Source organism: Streptomyces sp. NPDC042638, assembly GCF_040647235.1.
Lineage (GTDB): Bacteria > Actinomycetota > Actinomycetes > Streptomycetales > Streptomycetaceae > Streptomyces > Streptomyces rameus.
The window spans coordinates 49,212-68,169 of record NZ_JBEZBT010000006.1 but is presented as its reverse complement, the minus strand read 5'-3'; the positions used below and the strand labels follow the sequence as shown (position 1 = coordinate 68,169).

19 protein-coding genes are annotated in these 18,958 nt (G+C 74.1%); 11 read left to right on the top strand and 8 right to left on the bottom strand.

What is annotated here, in order from left to right; translation table 11 throughout:
* Positions 1-61 precede the first annotated feature (61 nt).
* Genes AB0B40_RS07500 through AB0B40_RS07490 form a run of 3 tightly spaced genes read right to left on the bottom strand, consistent with a single transcriptional unit; the run spans position 62 to position 3,629 of the window.
* A complete protein-coding gene (locus AB0B40_RS07500; RefSeq protein ID WP_362263471.1) occupies positions 62-1,702 on the bottom strand; it encodes an FAD-dependent oxidoreductase in 1,641 nt (546 codons plus the stop codon).
* Positions 1,699-2,418 carry a class I SAM-dependent methyltransferase gene (locus AB0B40_RS07495; RefSeq protein ID WP_362263470.1) on the bottom strand — a complete coding sequence of 240 codons (720 nt, stop codon included), beginning with the start codon at positions 2,416-2,418 and terminating at the stop codon, positions 1,699-1,701. The genes AB0B40_RS07500 and AB0B40_RS07495 overlap by 4 nt, the downstream gene beginning before the upstream one ends.
* Positions 2,415-3,629: a lycopene cyclase family protein gene (locus AB0B40_RS07490; protein ID WP_362263469.1), complete on the bottom strand. Its 1,215-nt coding sequence runs from the start codon at positions 3,627-3,629 to the stop codon at positions 2,415-2,417. The genes AB0B40_RS07495 and AB0B40_RS07490 overlap by 4 nt, the downstream gene beginning before the upstream one ends.
* 230 nt (positions 3,630-3,859) lie before the next feature.
* Here AB0B40_RS07490 and AB0B40_RS07485 point away from each other — a divergent pair, with 230 nt between their 5' ends.
* From AB0B40_RS07485 to AB0B40_RS07465, 5 genes are all read left to right on the top strand, one after another.
* Positions 3,860-5,302, top strand: a complete 1,443-nt coding sequence (locus tag AB0B40_RS07485; protein WP_362263468.1) for a polyprenyl synthetase family protein — start codon at positions 3,860-3,862, stop codon at positions 5,300-5,302.
* Positions 5,299-6,840, top strand: a complete 1,542-nt coding sequence (gene crtI, locus AB0B40_RS07480) for a phytoene desaturase family protein (RefSeq protein ID WP_345051665.1) — start codon at positions 5,299-5,301, stop codon at positions 6,838-6,840. Before AB0B40_RS07485 ends, crtI begins: the two co-directional genes overlap by 4 nt.
* Positions 6,837-7,880: a phytoene/squalene synthase family protein gene (locus AB0B40_RS07475; RefSeq protein ID WP_345051667.1), complete on the top strand. Its 1,044-nt coding sequence runs from the start codon at positions 6,837-6,839 to the stop codon at positions 7,878-7,880. The genes crtI and AB0B40_RS07475 overlap by 4 nt, the downstream gene beginning before the upstream one ends.
* The gene (locus AB0B40_RS07470; protein WP_362263467.1) at positions 7,877-8,893 is read left to right on the top strand and encodes a DUF5914 domain-containing protein; all 1,017 of its coding nucleotides are present in this window, start codon (positions 7,877-7,879) and stop codon (positions 8,891-8,893) included. Before AB0B40_RS07475 ends, AB0B40_RS07470 begins: the two co-directional genes overlap by 4 nt.
* A 385-nt stretch (positions 8,894-9,278) precedes the next feature.
* Positions 9,279-10,742 carry a hypothetical protein gene (locus tag AB0B40_RS07465; protein WP_362263466.1) on the top strand — a complete coding sequence of 488 codons (1,464 nt, stop codon included), beginning with the start codon at positions 9,279-9,281 and terminating at the stop codon, positions 10,740-10,742.
* On the opposite strand, the gene ykgO is transcribed toward AB0B40_RS07465, so the two are convergent.
* The 3 genes from ykgO to rpmG form a co-directional block, all read right to left on the bottom strand.
* Positions 10,723-10,845: a type B 50S ribosomal protein L36 gene (gene ykgO, locus AB0B40_RS07460; protein ID WP_345051672.1), complete on the bottom strand. Its 123-nt coding sequence runs from the start codon at positions 10,843-10,845 to the stop codon at positions 10,723-10,725. The genes AB0B40_RS07465 and ykgO overlap by 20 nt on opposite strands.
* Positions 10,846-10,895: 50 nt before the next feature.
* Positions 10,896-11,156 (bottom strand): type B 50S ribosomal protein L31, encoded by a 261-nt coding sequence (locus tag AB0B40_RS07455; RefSeq protein ID WP_362263465.1) that lies wholly within the window; start codon positions 11,154-11,156, stop codon positions 10,896-10,898.
* Positions 11,157-11,227: 71 nt separating this feature from the next.
* Entirely contained in the window at positions 11,228-11,392 is a 165-nt protein-coding gene (gene rpmG, locus AB0B40_RS07450; protein ID WP_345051679.1) for a 50S ribosomal protein L33, read from the bottom strand.
* A gap of 334 nt (positions 11,393-11,726) precedes the next feature.
* On the opposite strand from rpmG, the gene AB0B40_RS07445 reads away from it, so the two are divergent.
* From AB0B40_RS07445 to AB0B40_RS07425, 5 genes are all read left to right on the top strand, one after another.
* Positions 11,727-13,316, top strand: a complete 1,590-nt coding sequence (locus AB0B40_RS07445) for a PP2C family protein-serine/threonine phosphatase (RefSeq protein WP_362263538.1) — start codon at positions 11,727-11,729, stop codon at positions 13,314-13,316.
* A complete protein-coding gene (locus AB0B40_RS07440) occupies positions 13,313-14,410 on the top strand; it encodes a cobalamin-dependent protein (protein WP_362263464.1) in 1,098 nt (365 codons plus the stop codon). The genes AB0B40_RS07445 and AB0B40_RS07440 overlap by 4 nt, the downstream gene beginning before the upstream one ends.
* Positions 14,407-14,778 carry an STAS domain-containing protein gene (locus AB0B40_RS07435; RefSeq protein ID WP_345051684.1) on the top strand — a complete coding sequence of 124 codons (372 nt, stop codon included), beginning with the start codon at positions 14,407-14,409 and terminating at the stop codon, positions 14,776-14,778. Before AB0B40_RS07440 ends, AB0B40_RS07435 begins: the two co-directional genes overlap by 4 nt.
* Positions 14,779-14,945: 167 nt before the next feature.
* Positions 14,946-15,305, top strand: coding sequence for an STAS domain-containing protein (locus tag AB0B40_RS07430; RefSeq protein ID WP_345051687.1), 360 nt, complete (start codon positions 14,946-14,948; stop codon positions 15,303-15,305).
* A 68-nt stretch (positions 15,306-15,373) separates the two neighbouring features.
* Positions 15,374-15,634 (top strand): GlsB/YeaQ/YmgE family stress response membrane protein, encoded by a 261-nt coding sequence (locus AB0B40_RS07425; protein WP_345051689.1) that lies wholly within the window; start codon positions 15,374-15,376, stop codon positions 15,632-15,634.
* Positions 15,635-15,802: 168 nt separating this feature from the next.
* On the opposite strand, the gene AB0B40_RS07420 is transcribed toward AB0B40_RS07425, so the two are convergent.
* Positions 15,803-16,285 carry an ATP-binding protein gene (locus AB0B40_RS07420; RefSeq protein WP_345059459.1) on the bottom strand — a complete coding sequence of 161 codons (483 nt, stop codon included), beginning with the start codon at positions 16,283-16,285 and terminating at the stop codon, positions 15,803-15,805.
* Positions 16,286-17,137: 852 nt separating this feature from the next.
* Positions 17,138-17,623, bottom strand: a complete 486-nt coding sequence (locus tag AB0B40_RS07415) for a MarR family transcriptional regulator (RefSeq protein ID WP_345059451.1) — start codon at positions 17,621-17,623, stop codon at positions 17,138-17,140.
* A gap of 136 nt (positions 17,624-17,759) precedes the next feature.
* On the opposite strand from AB0B40_RS07415, the gene AB0B40_RS07410 reads away from it, so the two are divergent.
* Positions 17,760-18,920: a PP2C family protein-serine/threonine phosphatase gene (locus AB0B40_RS07410; protein ID WP_345059449.1), complete on the top strand. Its 1,161-nt coding sequence runs from the start codon at positions 17,760-17,762 to the stop codon at positions 18,918-18,920.
* Positions 18,921-18,958 lie beyond the last annotated feature (38 nt).

Here is an 18,958-nt window from a genome sequence, read left to right as displayed (position 1 = left end):
GGACCGCGGCGCCAAGCCCCCCGCGGAGCCCGGCCGAACCGGTCCGCCAAGGCCGTGTGGATCACGGCTGATCCCCTCCCCTGGGCCGGGGAGGGGGCGGGGCTGCGGGGGTAGGCGGGATCACCGGGCTCGCTCGGGTCCCGCCCGGCTCCGCCCGGCCCCACCTGGCCAGCCCGCGCAGCACGGCGTTGCGGCCGCGGTGCGGGACCGTCCACAGGGACACCCCCCGCAGCCCCCAGCGCTCCAGCAGGACGTTGGCGGCCAGGAAACCGGTCGTCGCGGCCCGTTCCATCAGGGCCACGGGGAGGTCGGTGCGGACCAGGTCACCGGCGACCACGAGACCCGGATCCGGGGTGCGGACGGTCGGCCGGTCGCGGTAGCCGCCCACCGGGAACAGCGGGCAGTCCTCGCGCCATTCATGCCGGGCGTCGACGATCCCGGCCGAGCGCGTCTCGGGATAGACGTGGTGCATCTGCTCGATCAGGCGCTTCTCTTCGACGTCCCGGGCCGCCCCGGCCGACACGGCGTAGGCGTGCAGTTCGACCACCGATCCCCCGGTGCGCGAGGACCAGCGCGCGGCCTCGTCCTCCCAGCGTTCCAGCACACTGATGTTGTCCAGGGTCGCGAACCCGCCCGTGCCGAGGAAGCCCGGCCGCTCCGGCGCCACGGGGCGGTCCAGCCACAGCCGGGTCACCAGGAACGGAGGGGCGGTGCGCAGGCGTGCGACACGCTCCCGCCACGGGGCGTCGCCCAGCCGTTCCGAGCGGGCCACGACCCCGCGCAGGCCCGCGGTGTCCAGGGCCAGGACGACGGTGTCGTGGTGGCGCTCGTCCTGATCGGTCGTCACCCGGTAGCCGCTGCCTGTCGGCGTGATGTGTTCGACGGCCGTGGAGGTGCGCACCTCGGCGCCGTGCCGCCGCAGGTAGTCGGCCAGGGGGTTCCACAGGGCGGTGGGGAACGGCGCGCTCGGCACGTCGAACAGCAGGCCCTCGGCGGAGCCGAGGAAGTAGATGTGGAACATCAGCGCCATCTCGGCCGCGGAGAGAAGCCGGGGGTCGGCGAAGAAGCTCCGCGAGAACACCTCGAACGCGAGATGCCGGGCCTGCTCGGGAAAGCGGACGGCGTCCAGGAAGTCATGGGCGCTGGTGCGGTCGAGCCGGTCGTAGATCTCGGGGACGCGGACGTCGAGCAATGGCAGGGCCGCGGCCGGGTTCACGCCCCGCAGCTCCCGCACGGTGAAGGAGGGGCTGAGGGCGGCGAAGCCGAGGGCGCTCCACGGCGGGGTGCGCGGCACGTGACGGAAGCTGTCCCGCGTCCCGCTCGCGTGCAGCAGCGGGTAGTCGGGCAGGCCGGTCAACCGCCGCAGCCCGGGGTCGGTGCGACGGAGCAGTCCGCGCAGGTTGTAGTACTGGCGGAAGAAGGCGTGGAAGCCACGGCTCATCGTCACCGCGGTGCCGTCCCGCAGGCCGGTCGGCCAGCCCCCGGCGCGACCGCCGAGGTACGGCTGACGCTCGTACACCGTCACGGCCACCCCGCGTTCGGCGAGCGCCGTGGCAGCGGCGAGACCGGCGATGCCGCCGCCGACGACGGCGGTCGTGGGACGGTCGCCGTCGACGCGCCGCTCGCCCGGCGGGGCCGGCAGCCGTCGGGCCCGCCGGTCCCGGCCGTGCCGGGCGCCTCCCGGCCGTCCGGACGCGGTCATCGCACGGCCTGCGCGCGGCGGGCGACGAACGTGTGGGTGATGCCGGTGTGCCAGCCCGGCAGCGGCAGGGTCCGGACGTCCTGGAAACCGGCCGCCCGGAGGCGGGCGGCGAAGCGGCCCGCGGTGTCGAACTCCACGACGCTGCGCCACAGATGGCGGTACAGCCCGCCGTCCCCGAGCACGGCCGCCGCCGGCTGGACGAGACCGCGGCACACGAGGGTCCACAGCAGGCGGTCGGCGCGCCGGCCGCTGAGGGTGTACTCGTGCACGGCGAGCCGCCCGCCGGGCACGAGCAGGCCGTGTACGGCGGCCAGGACGGCGTCGGGATCGGACACGTTGCGCAGCAGGTAGCCGGCGAAGACCGCGTCGAACGGGCAGCTCACCCCGGCCTCGGCCAGGCGCTCCGCCGGTGCCCGTACGAAGGTCACGCCGCCCGCCCAGGGTTTCGCGGCGGCCCGCCGCAGCATGCCCGCGGAGGCGTCGACGGCCGTGATGCGCGCGGCCGGCAGAACGGAACGCAGCGCGGCCGTCGAGGCGCCGGTGCCGCAGCCGAGGTCCAGCAGGCGCAGGCCCGCTCCCTGTCCCGGCAGGCCCAGCCGGCGCGCCGAGCGGCGGAGCTGGGCGTGGTAGCCGGGGTTGGCGGCCACCAGCGCGTCGTAGCTGCGGGCGGCGTGGTCGAACGCGGCGGTGAGATCGTCGTCGCGCAGCGGGGTCATGTGGTCTCCAGAGGCGGGCGGGGCCAGTCGAAGGGGCGGCGGGGCAGGCCCGGCAGTTCGAGCGCCGAGCGGAGCATCGGGCCGACCGGGGTGCGCAGGCCGATGGACAGGTCCTCGCGCAGCCGGGTGCGTCCGTCGAGGAATCCCAGCAGCCGGGGCATGGGTACCTGGTCGAACAGCCGGCAGAACAGCGCGGGACCGTCGACCCGGCCGGTGGCGAGGGCGCGCAGCAGTACGGCGTCCATGGCGCGGGACCTGGCGGAGTGGGCGGCCGGTGGTACCGGCCGGTGTCCCCGGCGCAGGGCGGCTGCCACGGCCCGGGTCTGGCGTTGCAGGCCGGCGAAGGTGTAGCCGGTGGCGGGGCGGGTGGCGCCGCCTGCGGCGCCGATACGGAACACCGAGGCCCCGACCTGTCGTTGGATGGGGGCGTCCGTCATCGGGATGACGCCGGTCTCCGTGGCGAGGACACGGGTGTCGCCGAGACGCAGGACCTCGTGGGTGTAGTGCCGTACCGCCGCGTGGTAGCCGCTGTCGGTGAGGGGCCGCGGTGAGAACTCCGTGTACTCGACGAGCGCCTCGTGCGGTCCGGTGGGCAGGACGTACCCGAAGGACAGGCCGTCGGCGGGCTGTGGTGTGCGGAAATCCATGAGGTCGACCGTGCGGGGGTCGAAGGCCGGCCGCGCGGTGCGGACGAACCAGCCGTGGAAGTGCTGGAGGAGTGTGGTGCGGGCGGCCGGCAGGCTGCCGAGCGGCCGTGAGTCGAACACCCATCGCGCGCTCAGTACGCCTGTTGCGCCGTCGGTGTGCCGCAGCCGGACGCGAGCGCCGCCCTCGACGTCCTCCACCGTCTCGACGGTGGCCTGCACACACCGCACGTTGGGGCTGCGCGCCAGGTCCCGCCGGACCAGGGACGCGAAGTCGTCGGAGCGGATCATCTTGTAGAGCAGGGGCGACAGGTCGCCCTCGATGGGGCCGCCCCGGGGTGGTCGTACCCGCAGGTGCCGCCAGGAGGCGGTGAGCGCCGCGTCGAAGCGTCCGCGGCCCGGCTCCCAGAAGCACCAGGTGCGGCGCGGCGGGCTCAGGGGGCCCGGTGGCGCGTCCACGAGCACGACGGACGGCGTCCGCAGCCCCCGCACCGGCCCGGCCAGACGATGGGCCAGGGACAGTCCGGCGGCTCCCCCGCCCACGACGGCCACCTCCGCCTCGAACACGACGGCTCCTTCCGTGCTGCGCGCCCGGTGCGCGGCACCGCACCTTGCGCCTATTCCCGCCCGCGCACCCGAACGGATGCGGGGTCACCCGGATGCGGCCCGTGTTGCCACGTCGGGTGAGGGATGTGGAAGACACCTTCACAGACTCGGCCGGCATCGCATCCACGCCCGCCGCTCGGGCCGAAGACGAGGTGACGAACCGCTGTGTGCTCACGACGAGAGGAACCGGGATGCGCCCCACGCAGGCGACGGAACACCAGGCGGCCGTACCGCAACCGGGGCCGTGCCCGGTGCCGCCGTCGGGTTCCCCCGTCCGAGTGCGCCCGGACGGGGGAACCGGTGAGACCGTCGGCGGGATCCCGGCGGGCCTGGAGGACGCGGGGGTCGTCGACGCGGACGTACCCGCCGCCGTCGGCCGGGTGCTCGACCACGCCCTGGCCGACCGCGTCGCGCGCGCTCACGCCGTGGACGCCCTGTTCGCCGAGGAACTGGCCGGGGCTGTCGCGCGGTTCACCCGGGCGGGTGGCAAGCGCACCCGCTCACAGCTGCTGTGGTGGACGCTGCGCGCCTGCGGCGGCACCGACGAGGTGCCGGTGGCGGCCGCCCTGCGGATCGGCGCCGCGCTCGAACTGCTGCAGACCTGCGCCCTCGTGCACGACGACGTGATGGACGGCTCGGCGCTGCGCCGCGGCCGTCCCACGCTCCACACCGATCTGCGCACCCGCTACGCCGGCTCGGCGACCCCCGAGCGGGTCGGCCGGTTCGCGGAGGCGGGCGGGGTGCTGGCCGGCGATCTGGCGCTGGTCTGGTCGGACGACATGGTGGCCGAGACACCTCTGTCCTGTCCGACGGGGGCCGTCGTGCGCCGGCTGTGGAGCGACCTGCGCACGGAGATGGTGGCGGGTCAGTACCTGGATGTGCAGGGCCAGATCACGGGGTCGTACTCGCTGGTCCGGGCGCTGCGGGCGGCCTGTCTCAAGAGCGGCAGGTACTCCGTCGAGCGGCCCCTCGCGCTGGGCGCCGCGCTGGCGGGGGCGGACGACGCCACGGCGCACGCCTTGTCCTGCGCCGGCCTCGCCATCGGCACGGCCTTCCAGCTGCGTGACGACCTGGACGACGTGTTCGCCCCGTCCCGGCGGACCGGAAAACCTTCCGGTGGTGACATCCGCGAGGGCAAGCCGACCTGTCTCGTCGCGGTCGCGCACGTCCGTGCCGAGGCCAGGGGCGACCGCCTGGCGCTGGCCGTCCTGCGCCGTTCGCTCGGCGACGCCCGTCTCACCGAGGCCGGTCTCGACCGGGTCAGGGACGTGCTGATCAGGACGGGGGCCCGGACCGCGGTCGAGAGCAGGATCGACCGGCTGGTGGCGCAGGGACTGCGCCGTCTCGACGGTGTCCTGCCCGAGCACGGAGCCGGGCACCGGCTCCGCCGCCTGCTCGCCTCCGTCACCGACGGGGCGGCGCCCGACGACGGCAGCCCTCCGCCCACGACGGACACGGTCGTAACCGACGACGGCAGCTCCCCACCCGCGACGGACACGGCTGTACCCGACCACAGCAGTCCCCCGCCCACGACGGACACGGCCGCACCCGACCACAGCAGTCCCCCGCCCACGACGGACACGGCCGTGTCCGTGCCCCTGGCCTTCTCGGGTACGAAGGAGTGCGGCCGATGAGGCGGACGCTGCCCGGTCGCACCGACCACGTCGTGGTCGTGGGAGCCGGCCTGGCCGGGCTGTCGGCCGCCCTGCACCTGCTGGGCGCCGGACGCCGCGTCACCGTGGTCGAACGCGACGCGGTGCCCGGCGGCCGGGCCGGTCGGCTCGACGTCGGCGGGTACCGGATCGACACCGGTCCCACCGTGCTGACCATGCCCGACATCGCCGACGAGGCCTTCGCGGCGGTCGGCGACAGCCTGCGCGGACGCGTCGAACTGACCGCGCTGGTGCCCGCCTACCGGGCGTGCTTCGCCGACGGCAGCGCGCTGGACGTGCACACCGGCGCCGAGGCGATGGCGGCGGAGGTGGAGCGCTTCGCCGGGCCCGGGGAGGCGGCCGGCTACCTGCGGCTGCGCCGCTGGCTGGAGAAGCTCCACCGGGCCCAGATGCGCCGCTTCATCGACGCCAACTTCGACTCCCCGCTGAACCTCCTCAACACCGACCTGGCCCGGCTCGCCGCGCTCGGCGGCTTCGGCCGGCTGGACGCGCGGATCGGGCGGTTCCTCGGGGACGAACGGCTGCGCCGGGTCTTCACCTTCCAGTCGCTGTACGCGGGCGTGCCACCCGCCCGCGCCCTCGCCGCGTACGCCGTCATCGCCTACATGGACACCGTCGCAGGCGTGTACTTCCCCCGGGGCGGCATGCACGCGCTGCCACGGGCCATGGCGGACGCCGCCGCCGACGCGGGCGCCGACCTGCGGTACGGGCAGGAGGTGACCCGTCTGGAACGCTCGGGCAGCCGCATCACCGCCGTCGTCACGGACCGGGACCGCCTCCCCTGTGACGCCGTCGTCCTCACCCCGGACCTGCCCGTCGCCTACCGGCTCCTGGGCCGCCGGCCCCGGCGTCCGCTGCGCCTGCGGCACGCGCCGTCCGCCGTGGTACTGCACGCGGGCACGGACCGTACCTGGCCGCAGCTGGCGCACCACACCATCAGCTTCGGCGCGGCCTGGCACAGCACGTTCACCGAACTGACCCGGGCCGGGCGGCTGATGAGCGATCCCTCCCTGCTCATCACCCGGCCCACGGCCACCGATCCGGGCCTCGCCCCGCCGGGCCGCCATCTGCACTACATCCTCGCGCCCTGCCCCAACACCGACATCGGTCCGGACGCCACCGCATGGCGCGAACTCGGCCCCCGCTACCGGCAGACGCTGCTGCGCGAGCTGGAACGACGCGGGCTCGACGGCATCGAGGCCGCCGTCGAGGAGGAGTGCCTCGTCACCCCGGCCACCTGGCAGGCCCAGGGCCATGCCGCGGGAACGCCCTTCTCGGCCGCGCACACCTTCGGCCAGACCGGACCTTTCCGGCCCCGCAACCTGGTCCGGGGCACGGAGAACGCCGTTCTCGCCGGCTGCGGCACCACACCGGGTGTCGGCGTGCCGACCGTGCTGCTGTCCGGCAAGCTCGCCGCCGCGCGGATCACCGGTCTGCCGGGGCCCTCACCGGCCCGGTCGCACCCCTCGCCGGCCCATGTCAAGGAGACTCCCGTATGACGGACCGTGAACTGGACGCGGCCGGGGTCGGCGACCCGGCGCTGCGCGCGGCATACCGCCACTGCCGCGCCCTCAACGCACGGCACGGCAAGACGTACTTCCTCGCCACCCGGCTGCTTCCGGTCGAACGCAGGCCCGCCGTGCACGCCCTGTACGGCTTCGCACGCTGGGCCGACGACATCGTCGACGCTCCCGGCGCGGGCGCGGACACCCCGCGGCGCACCGCGGCCCTGGCGGAACTGCGCAGGCGCCTGGAACAGGGGTTGCGGGAGGGACACAGCGGGGAACCGGTGGTCCTGGCCCTCGCCGACACCGCCCGCCGGTACGGCATCGACCACGCGCTGTTCACCGACTTCATGTCCGCGATGCGCGCGGACCTGACCGTCACCGGCTACGCCACCTACGCCGACCTGCGCGGTTACATGCACGGCTCGGCCGCGGTGATCGGGCTGCAGATGCTGCCCGTGCTGGGCACGGTCGTACCGCGGGAGGAGGCGGCGCCGTACGCGGCGGCGCTGGGCGTCGCCTTCCAGCTCAGCAACTTCCTGCGGGACGTGGGCGAGGATCTGGACCGTGGGCGCGTCTATCTGCCCGCGGATCTGCTGGCCGGCCACGGGGTCGACCGGGATCTGCTGCGGTGGAGCCGGGACACCGGCCGTCACGAACCGCGCATCACGGCCGCACTGCGCGAGTTCGAGGCGCTGACGCGCGGTGTGTACCGGCAGGCGGCGCCTGGTCTCGGCATGCTGCACCCGGTGTCCCGCCCCTGTATCCGCACCGCGTTCGTCCTGTACGGCGGCATCCTGGACGCGGTCGCCCGGGAGGGTTACGCGGTGCTGCACCGCCGCGCGGTGGTGCCGCGCCGGCGGCGCGCGGCGGTCGCCGCGGACGGAGTGGTGCGGGTGGTCGCCGCGCGGCTGCGCACGCGGCATGCCTCCCGGCGACCGGCCGCGCCGCGTCCGCTGTCCGCTGCGGCGCACGGCACAGCGTGCGCACCGCCCTCGACAGCGTGCGCACCGCCCTCGAAGGAGGCCGTGTGAAACCCCTCCCGCCGCCCGGCCGACGCCGTCTTCCGCTCTCGCTGCGCCGGGGCGGCGTGGCGTGGGAGCGTCAGCGGCCCACCTGGCGCGACGCCGCTCCCGCGGTGATCACACAGGCGCTGAAGCGGGCCCAGAGCCGCCCGTCGGGCAACTGGTACGTCATCGGCGCCGCGGCCGACCTGCGCGCCGACCGCCCGCTGGCCCGGACGGTGCGGGGGCGGGAGGTGGTCGTGTGGCGCGGCGCCGACGGCCGACCGGTGGGCGGTCCCGGCATCTGCCCTCATCTCGGTGCTCCGTTGCGGGACAGTCCGGTGCGCCGCGGCACCCTGGTGTGCCACTGGCACGGCCTCGCCCTGGACGGCACACCGTGTGCGGGCTGGGCTCCCCTGCCCGTGCACGACGACGGCGTCCTGCTGTGGGCGCGACTGGACGAGGTGGGCGGTGAGGCGCCGCTGGACGGACCGGTCATCGCGCGGCGGCCGGAGCGGACGCGGGCGCTGACGGCCGTTCACGTCGGCGTGGGGGTGTGCGAGGTGGAGGACATCGTGGCCAATCGGCTGGACCCGTGGCACGGTGCCTGGTTCCACCCGTACTCGTTCGTCGACCTGACGGTGGTCGGATCGCCCGACGGCTCCGGAAGCGACACGGGCGACGCCTTCACCGTCGATGTCTCCTTCAAGCTGGCGGGGCGCCTGGTCGTGCCGGTCCGCGCCGTGTTCACCGCCCCGGAACCGCGCACGGTGGTCATGCACATCACCGAAGGGGAGGGAGAGGGGTCCGTCGTCGAGACCCATGCCACGCCAATCGGGCCGGACGAACTGGGCCGGCCGCGCACGGCGGTGATCGAGGCGGTGATGGCCGCCTCCGACCGGCCGGGCTTCGCCATGGCCCGGCGGGCGGCACCGCTGCTGCGCCCGCTCGTGCGGAGCGCCGCGGCACGCCTGTGGCGGGACGACCTCGCCTACGCCGAACGGCGCTGGCAGCTGCGCTCCTCAGGACGGTTCCCCGGCTGACGAGGACTGCCCACGAGCCCCTCCCCCGCCGGCGCGCCGAACGCCGCCACGACGAGACCACCCGCGACCGGGCCGCCGGACACCTTCATCTGGCCGCACGGCGCCGTGGCCGCCCCCCACCCGCCCGCCGGGCTTCGCCATGGCCCGGCGGGCGGCACCCCTGTTGCACCTCGGGACGATTCCCCGGATGACGGGGCCACCCGCACGCTCCTCCCCGACCCACGCACCGAACGGCACCGCCCGGCCGCCCCGCTCGCCTGTGCGGGCGGGAAGTCGACGAACCGGCGGTGACGGGCCCCGGGATCGCTCGTTTGACCTACAGAACGATCAGCTTTCTTGTCCTGCCATGTCGCGCCCGTCCCGTCACCGTAAGAGCCACATGATCATGCCGAAGCCTCGGACGCCGTCGTCCGGCCACCACTCCCGTCTGCCCGACGCCGGGCCCGCGCGGGCCGCACTCCTGGGGTACAGCGTCCGGCTGGTGCGGCTCGTCCGTGTCACCCTCCCCCGGGCACTCGGCCGGCATCGGCCGCACGCCCGCCCCACGGATCCGCCGCGGCGCAGGCATCGGCTGCGGACCGTGGCGGCGGCGCTGGCACTGGCCGCCGCCACGAGTGCGGCTCTCCTGACGCTGCCGTCCGATGCCGGGACTCACAGCAAGTCCCCGTGGCCGCCGACGGGAGCCGGCGCGGGGCAGGTGCGCCGGGCTCCCGCCGACGCGTGGGCGCACTCCGCGCGCCTCGGTTTCGCCGTCTGGCCCGCCCGCGGCCGGCGCACCGGTGACCGAGCCCTGCTGGCCCGCGCGCTGCGGGCCTGGACCGACCGGGCGTGGCGAGGCCACCGCTCGGCGGAGCCGGGGGAACCGGTGGCCGGCGGGCCGGGGGCCCGGCTGCTGTTCGCGGGCGACGTGGCCGGCCGCGCGGTCGTCCTGCTGCAGGACGGGGCGCACACGGTGCGGTACAGCGAGCCCCGGCACGGCGGTGCGCCGGAGCTGACCGTGGCCCGCACCGAGGGCGCGGACGCGACGACGGCGGCCGTCGTCGTGGCCCGCTCCCCCGGGTCCGTGCGACTGCTGCTGGCCCCGTGGATCACCACCGCGGCCGTGCGTGACCTGCGGGCGCCGTCCTCCGGCACACGTGCGCTCACGCGCGACGGCAGCGGCGTCACCGAGCCGGTCGCGGTGGCGGCGGCCGACGCGCCGTGCCGTGGTGTGCCGGTCGTGCAGGTGCGGTCCTCGTCCCGGATCGCCGGTGACCGCGCCTTCCTGCTCGCCGACCTCGGCGGGCTGGTGCCGGCCCACCTGACGTACCTGCCCTCGCTGCGGCCCGGGACCCGGCCGCGCCTGCCGCGTGAGGCGACGACCGGGGCGGGGCTGGGCGGCTGGGCGGCCTCGGCCTGTCGCCTGGCCGGTCTGCACGGGCGGGGCGTGCGCAGCGTCGGCCACTGGGTGTTCGCCACGCAGCCGCTGCCCGAGCGGTCCGGGACCGCGACCTGGGCCTGTGCCCGCGCCGACACCTGGAGCGGCACGGGCGACGTGGAGTACTTCTTCCTCGCCCCGGGCGGCACGGGCGCGGAAGTGGTGGGCCGGGGGCGCGACACGGCGCAGTGCAGCCGTTTCGGCCAGAACGTGCTGGCGCACACCGAGTGGCGTGCTCCCTCGGGCACCGTGTACCTGCTCGCCGCGGGCAGCCGCGCCGTGACGCGTCTGGCGGTGACCGCACCGGTCCGGAGCGCCACCGACGGCCGGTTCCTCGCGGTGAGGATGCCGGGCGGCCGGCCCGTCGAGGTGACGGGCCGGCTGCCCGACGGGACGAGAATCGACTCTCCGCTCAGCCCTGACGGGCCTTGAAGCGGGGTTCCCTCCTGTTGATCACGTAGGTCACTCCCCGCCGGCGCACCACCTGGGCGCCGGGGCGTGCCTTCAGTGAGCGCAGGGACTTGCGCACCTTCATGTCCCTCTCCTCCTCCGTCGTACGGGCCGGCCGAGTACGGGCCGGCCGCGTCAGCCGCGGGCGGGCGCGGTCCGGCCGTAGCGCCGTTCGAAGCGCTCGACGCGGCCCTCGGTGTCCAGCACCCGGGAGGTGCCGGTGTAGAACGGGTGACTCGCCGAGGAGATCTCGACGTCGATCACCGGGTAGGTGGCGCCGTCCTCCCACTCGACCGTCCGCTCCGAGACTGCGGTGGAGCGGGTCAGCAACGCGGTGCCGGCGGCCCGGTCGCGGAAGACGACGGGACGGGACGCGGGATGGATACCGGGCCTCATGGGGTTGTCCTTCCTGTCGGCCGTCCCGGGAACGGCCTGTCGGCCCTCCCGGGAAACGGCGTGTTCCGTGGTCAGCGCTCCTCGCGGAAGCGGACGTGCTGCCCGGCCACCGGGTCGTACTTGCGCAGGACCAGCCGGTCGGGGTCGTTGAGTCGGTTCTTGCGTGTCACGTAGGTGACACCGGTCCCGGCGGTCGACTTCAGCCGGACGACGGGACGCACGGTGCTGCGTGCCATGGGGCCCTCCTTTCCCGCGGACCGACACCACCCCTGTTGATCGGTGCATGTCAGTCACATGCGCTACAACCGCTCCGGACGCCAGGACATTCCCGGCCCGGCATGTCTCTTTCGGGGCGTGACCACCTGGTTCACCGGCAACCGAGGGAAGCGGCTTGCGTCCTACGGCTCGATGCGGGACTGTTGCCGGAAGACATCTGTTGTCAGTCGCAGAAAGGTGGTGGGGCGCGCCGAAGGCGCGTCCCCGCGTGTGTTCGGTTTCAGCGGCTCACCCGTCGACCCTCGCAGTGCCGCGATCAGCGTCGGCGCCGCCTGGGCCCATGCCCCGTACCCGGTGATCATCGCGGACCGGGCCGGTGATCTCGTCGAACTGAACACCGCCGCGCGCCTGTTGTGGTCGGACGCCGTCCGGGGCGACCGGCTGCGCGACACGGTACCGTCCTGGCTGGCCGAGGCGCACGAGCGGTTCACCGACGGCACGTCCGAGGACCCCGGGCAGGCGGGCGGCGCCGTCGCCGACCGCTTCTTCGAGGCCCACGCGACCTCGGCGGACGACGGTGACGTGGTGTGGTGGCTCATCGACGACACCGACCGGCGGCTGGCGGAGAAGGCCCTGGCCGGCGCCCGGCAGCGGTCCGCCCTCCTGGCCGATGTCTCCAGCCAGCTGCTGTCGACGCTGAACCTGGCCCGGTGCACGGAGGCCACGGCGCGCATGGCCACCGATCACCTCGCCGAGGCCGCTCTGCTCGTCGCCCCGCCGCAGGGGCGCCGCCACCAGCTGACGTACGCCTACCGCGGCGGGCCGGTGACCCGGGTGACCGCGCCGGTCGACGTGCAGGCCGTGCCCGGACTGGCCGAGGCCCTCCAGGGGTTCCCGCCCGTACCGGCGCGCTGGATCAACCCGGCCGACCTGCCCGACTGGGTGCGTCCGGCGGACTTCACCGAACCGGTCGGCTCCGTCATCGTCGCCCCGCTTCCCGGGCACGGTGTGCCCGCCGGTGCGCTGGTCCTCCTCCGCTCCAGCCGTGAACAGGCGTTCAGCGGCGACGAGGAGCTGTTCGCCCGGCTCTTCGCCGCCCGGGCCGGCGCCGCGCTGTCGGCCGCCCGCCTGTACACCGAACAGGCATCCATCACCTCCACCTTGATGCGGGAACTGCTGCCGCCCCGGCTGGAGAGCGTGCACGGGGTGGAGTACGCGGGGGCCTACCGTCCCGCGCGGGACAACGAACGCATCGGCGGGGACTTCTACGACGTCCACCCCGGCACCGACCCCGCCGAGGAGACGCTCGTGGTGCTCGGGGACGTGGCCGGCAAGGGCCTGGACGCGGCGGTGCTGACCGGCAAGATCCGCAACACGCTGCACGCGCTGCTGCCGCTGGCCGCGGACCACGAGCGCACGCTGACCCTGCTCAACAGCGCGCTGCTGTCCTCCCACCACACCCGGTTCGCCACACTCGTGCTGGCCTCCGTCCGCCGCCGGGGCAGCACGGTGGAACTGCGCCTGACCAGCGCGGGCCACCTCGCCCCGCTGATCGTCCGCGGCGACGGCACCGTCGAGGAGACCGCCACCCGCGGATCCCTCATCGGCGCCCTGCCGAAGGTCACCTCCGCCACCGCCCATGTGACGCTGCGGCCCGGGGAGACCTGTCTGCTGTACACCGACGGGGTCACCGAGGCCCGCGGCGGCCCGCTGGGTGACGAACTCTTCGGTGAGCACCGGCTCAAGCGGGTCCTGGCCGAGTGCGCGGGCCTGCCGGCCGAGGCCATCGTCGAACGGATCCAGATGCTGACCGCCCAGTGGGTGGGGTCGGGCAGCCACGACGACGTCGCCACCGTCGCCATCAGCGCGCCCCGCGCCGCCGATCTGACGGTGGCGGCCGGTCAGACCCGCGCCGACGGCACGATATCCAGGAGGAACGGGTGAGCGCTCCCCCCGTGACCGGCACCGACGTCCTGGCGGACGAGCTGTGGCGTGCGGTGGCCGACGGCGACGAGTACACGGCGGTCGAGGTGATCCGCCGGGCCCGGGCCGACGGGACGGACGAGGAGACGCTGCTGCTCGACGTCATCGCCGTGGTGCAGGGCAGGGTCGGCACGGAGTGGGCCGCCGACCGCCTGAGCGTGGCCCAGGAACATGCCGCGACAGCCATCAACGAGCGGGTGATCACCGCCCTCGTGCACGACCGCCCGCCCGCCGGTGATCCCGGCCGCGTGGCCAGGGGGCGCGTCACGGTCAGCTGTGTCGACGGCGAGTGGCACGCCCTGCCGGCCCGCCTGGTCGCCGAGGTGCTGCGACTACGGGGCTGGCGGGTGGACTTCCTCGGCGCCCAGACCCCGACCCCGCACCTGGTCTCCCATCTGCACAGCACCAGTTCCGAGGCGGTGCTGCTGTCCGGCTCGCTCCCCACGCACCTGCCCACCGCGCACGCGGCCATCACCGCGTGCCAGGCCGTCGGCGTCCCCGTCATGGCGGGCGGCAGGGCCTTCGGTCCGAACGGCCGCTACGCCCGTGCGCTGGGCGCCGACCACTGGGCGCCCGACGCCCGTGCCGCGGCGGCCGTACTGGAGGCGGAACTGTCCTCGCCCCGTCCGGCGGCGGCCCGTCAGGTCTGGGACGACCTGCCGCATCTGACCGACCAGGAGTACACGTTCGTCGCCCAGTCCCGCGGCCGCCTCGTCCGGCAGACGCTGGCCGGCCTGGAGAATCGATTCCCCGCGATGCGCGCGTACAGCGACACGCAGCGCGAGCGGACGGCGGAAGACCTCGCCCCCATCGTCGACTTCCTGGCCACCGCCCTGTACGTGGACGACCCGGCTCTCTTCACCACGTTCCTGTGCTGGACCGCCGACGTCCTGGAGGCGCGGCGGGTGCCGGCCCACTCGGTGGTCACCGCGCTCCAGGTGCTCCGTGAGCACCTGCGCGACTTCCCCCGCGCCCTCGGCCTGCTCGACGACGGCACCGCCGCCCTGGCCCGCCGCCCCGCCTTCCCCGTCCCCGGCCCCCCCAGCGAAGTATGACCGCCCCGCCACGACCCGCCCTGCGCCTCACCGTCACACAGGGAGCCCGCGAGCTGACCGTCGGCATCGCCGGCGACCTCGACCTCGACACCGCAGACCACCTGATCGACACGGTCGTCGAGCACCTGGCCCGGCATCCCGAAGTACACGGCGTGCGCCTGGACTTCGCCGAGCTGTCCTGGATCGACTCCGTGGGCATCTCGGCGCTGCTGATGGTCCACCGGCGCGTCCGCGCCGTCGGCGGCGCCCTGTACCTGGAGAACCGCCCCGCCCCGCTGGAACGCCTGCTGCGTCAGACCTGCACCCTCGACCACCTCACCGCCCGGACGGGCCGGGACGAGGACGCGACCGGCGCGCACGCCACCTGATCCGTGACCGGAAACCTCCGGCACACGATGCGGACGGCGTGCGCGTGCCCCGGGGCCAGGAATACTTGCCCGGAGGCAACTTATGGCCCGGACGGGGTAGGAGAACCGCGCAGGGCGAGGCGGCGCGGCGCCGCGTGGCCATGGACCGAGGGCACGAGGACGAAGGAATGCAGTGGGAAAGCAGGGCCACCGTGAAGGTGACCTGCCATGACCGAGTCTTCGAGATCACCGTGCGCGGCGAGGTCGACTACGAGGAGAACGACCTGCTGCAGGCCGCCTGGGACGAGGCGGAGGAGACGGCGCTTCCCGTGACCGTGGTGGACCTCTCCCAGGTGACGTTCGCCGACAGCGGACTGCTCAACGCCCTCCTGGACTCCTGGCGCCGCCACCGCTCCGCCGGCCGCGAGCTGATCCTGCTCGGCCCCTTCCACCCTACGGTCGAGCGGCTCTTCTCCCTCACCGGCACCCTGGAGCACTTCACCGTCACCGACTCCCGTGCCCGGGCCATGCGCGCGGACGACATCTGAGGCGTACGTCGGGCGAGTGAGGGCATCCGCCAGATGCACGAACGTTCGGTGAAAGGAAAGGAGAGGCCGTGTCGTTCCTCTGGGCCATCATCGCGGGCCTCATCATCGGTCTGTTGGCCAAGCTCGTCATTCCCGGACGTCAGCCCATCCCGCTGTGGCTGACGATCCTTCTCGGCATACTCGGCGGCCTGGCGGGCAACGCGCTCGCGAGCGCCTTCGGCGTGCGGGACACCGGAGGCATCGACTGGATCCGCCATCTTTTCCAGATCGGCGTGGCGGCCGTCCTGATCAGCCTCATCAGCCCGATGTGGACCCGACGGCGCGCCTGAGCCCGGGTGAGCGCGTGCGTCCGGTCCCCTCGGTGTGGAGCCGAGGGGACCGGACGCACGCGACGCACGCTCCGGGCCCGCGAGCCCGGCGATGTCCGAACGAAGAGTCCTAGGGCCTGTCCGACCCATTCCCGTCGTCGCCCGCAGACGGGAATGGTCCGACAGGCCCTAGCCGAACTGGAGACCCGTGAGGGGGTCGCCCGGGTCGTCGGCCAGGGCGATACGGGCGGTGATGCGCTTGCCCACCGGTTCCCGCCGCACCTCGAAGCCCTGGACGACCGCCATCACGATCTCCAGTCCGTGCTGCCCGACGCGGCCCGGATCGGCGGCCCGTGCCACCGGCAGAGCCGGGTCGCTGTCCCACACGGCCACCTCGACCAGGCCACCGACGACCCGCAGTCTCATCAGCACCGGACCGGGTGCGTACTTACGGGCGTTGGTGACCAGCTCGCTGACGACCAGCCTGGTCACGTCCATCGCCCGCGCCGGCACCGGCAGGCCGTACTCCCTCTGGACCCGGGCGAGGAAGTCGGCGGCGTGGTGCCGGGCCTCGGCGATGCACGGGCCCTGTCCGTCGAGTGGAACGATCTGCTGGATCGGCTCCGAGCCGGTCACACCCTCACCGCCAGATCCTGACGTCACCGGCTCCATTCGCGTGCCCCCGTTCATGTGCCCACGCCTACCCGCCGGCGGGCGGGACATGCCCTGGGCCGCCCAGGTGTTTCCGGGCCATGTCAGGGTACCGGCGGCCGACTCCGCGCGGCCGGGTTCTCGGCATCCGACGGCCGGGCACCGGAGGGGTCTCGGCGTCGACCGGGCCCGTCGACCGTCCGCCCGCCGTCCGCTCGTCCGGCCGGCACCGGTGTGTTCACGCCAGAATGCGGCGCTGCGGCCGTGGGTGACGGGCCGGTAGAGCCGCCGCTTCCACGTGGCCGTCGGGCGGGCTACTCCCGTACACGCCGGTGCAGGACCACGCGGCGGCGCCGGGATACAGTCGGCGTGCCGTGACAGACCGGCCGGGACGAGTGAGAAGCGGTACACCGCCGAACCCGTCCGCCGGGAGGCCGAGCGGGACCCGGCCCGCAGCAGCCTCTCGCGCACCGCCGTCGCCGCACGCCTCGGCTGCACGATCCAGCGGCTTCAGCACGCTCTTCCGTCAGCGTCAGCGCACCTTACGGCTCCCGCGCGATCCACCGGACCGCACGCGGCGCGTGAAACCCGGGTGAACGCCGTACACACGGCGTGGGCACGACACCGCGTCCGCCGTCCCGGGGTACTCGGGTTCCCGGATCCGCGGACTCGGGCCATCGGAGGTATCGGAAGGCCAGGAGTGAGAAAGCGGCAGGCAGTTGCCGTTTGACAACTATAGTCGCGAGACAAGAAAGTAACCGTGTCGGACGGACATGGGGAAGGATCTGTGATGTTCCGGTGGACGCAGGTCGCTGCGTGTTCCGGCCGTCGGCACCGCACGGTGCCGACGGGCCGGACGCCGGGCTGTGCGCATCAGGCCGTACGGCTGCCGGAGCTCTCGGCGTCGTCGTGTATCTGCGCGGCCGCCGCGGCGCAGAACGCCTCCAGTCCTTCCAGCAGCGCGGCCCGCTTGGCGGCGGGCATCAGCGTCAGGACCTCCTGCAGTTCCCTCTCCCTGCGGGCCCGCAGGTCGTCGAGGAAGGCGCGCCCCCGGCTGCTCAGGTACAGCCGCACCTCGCGCCGGTCGGCGGGGCGTACCACGCGCTCGACGAAACCAGCGGCCTGCAGCCGGTCGCACAGCCGACTGGTGGACGGCGGGGTGGATGCCAGCGAGTCGGCGAGGGTACGCAGGTTGATGCCCTCGTGGTGCTCGAGGATGAGCAGCACGCGCAACTGGGACGCGGAGGCGGGCGCGGTGGACGCACGACCCCAGAGCACTTCCAGTAGCTCACCGGCCGTGGAGGTCACACGGGCGACCTCGTCGGGCTGTGGCAGGTGTCGGAAGGCAGTCACAGTCACACTTTCGCAGGCTCCGGGACGGTTGCCAGCCTACTAGGGACGCGAGCCGACGACAGATGTCCTGCACGACAGGCGCGGAGGAATCGAGCGCCGTTATGCGACCGGTATCCGACAAAGGATTGGTGTTTTTTCCATCGTGAACAGATTCGTGACCGCCGAACGCGCCCTGCGCACGGCGGCACCGCACGAGTTGCCCGACGCGGTCCGACGCGTGCTCGCCGAGCAGTACGCGGCGCGGGCCGCCGAGCTGTTCATGGCCGACTACGGCCTGACCGTGCTGCAGCCGGTCACCGCGCTGCCGCACGCGCCCGAGCCGCTGTCGGTCAACGGCACCACGGCCGGCCGCGCCTTCGGCGCACAGGAGCCGATCGTCGAACCGGACCGGGACGGCCTGGTCCGCGTCCATCTGCCCGTGACCGTGCGCGGCGACCGGCTCGGCGTGCTGTCGGTGACCCTGCCGGACGCGGAACTCGACGGGAACGGTCTGGCGGAGCTGTCCGAGATCGCCGAGGTGCTCGCCCATGAGGTGGTCGTCGCCGAGCGGGACACCGACCTGTACCTCCAGGCGCGCCGCAAGGACCGGCTCACCCTGGCCGCCGAGATGCAGTGGCAGCTGCTGCCCGGCCGCTCGTGCGGCCGCCCGGAGTACGAACTGTCGGCACAGCTCGAACCCGCCTACGCGATCTTCGGTGACAACTTCGACTGGTCCGCCACCGCGGACCACCTCATGCTGTACGTCACCAACGGGATGGGCGAGGGTATAGAGGCCTCCCTGCTGACCAACCTGGCCATCAACGCCCTGCGCAACGCCCGCCGGGCGGGTCTCGCGCTCGCCGACCAGGCGGCCCTGGCCGACCAGGCGGTCTACGCCCACTACCAGGGGCGCTGCTACCTCTCCGTGCTGATGTTCGACTTCGAACTCGCCACCGGACGGGTACGGGTGGTGGACGCCGGATCCCCGCAGACGCTGCGGCTGCGCGGCGGGACGGTGGAGCCAATCGACTTCGAGGCCCAGCTGCCGCTCGGCATGTTCGAGGAGACCGACTACGTGACCCAGGAGTTCCAGGTGGAACCCGGCGACCGGCTGGTCTTCGTGAGCGACGGGGTGTACGCCGTGGCCGACCCCAAGGGCGAGGTGTACGGGGACGCCGCGCTGGCACGGGCGATCCAGTCGACCCGTCTGCTGCCCGCCGCCGAGGTGCCGCGCGCCATCCTGCGGGAACTGTCCGGTCACCGCGGCCGGCCCGTCCCGGACGACGACGCGCTGGTGGTGTGCCTGGACTGGCACGGACGCTGACGGGACGGCCGTCCGGCGTCGACGGCGGCCGGGACCGG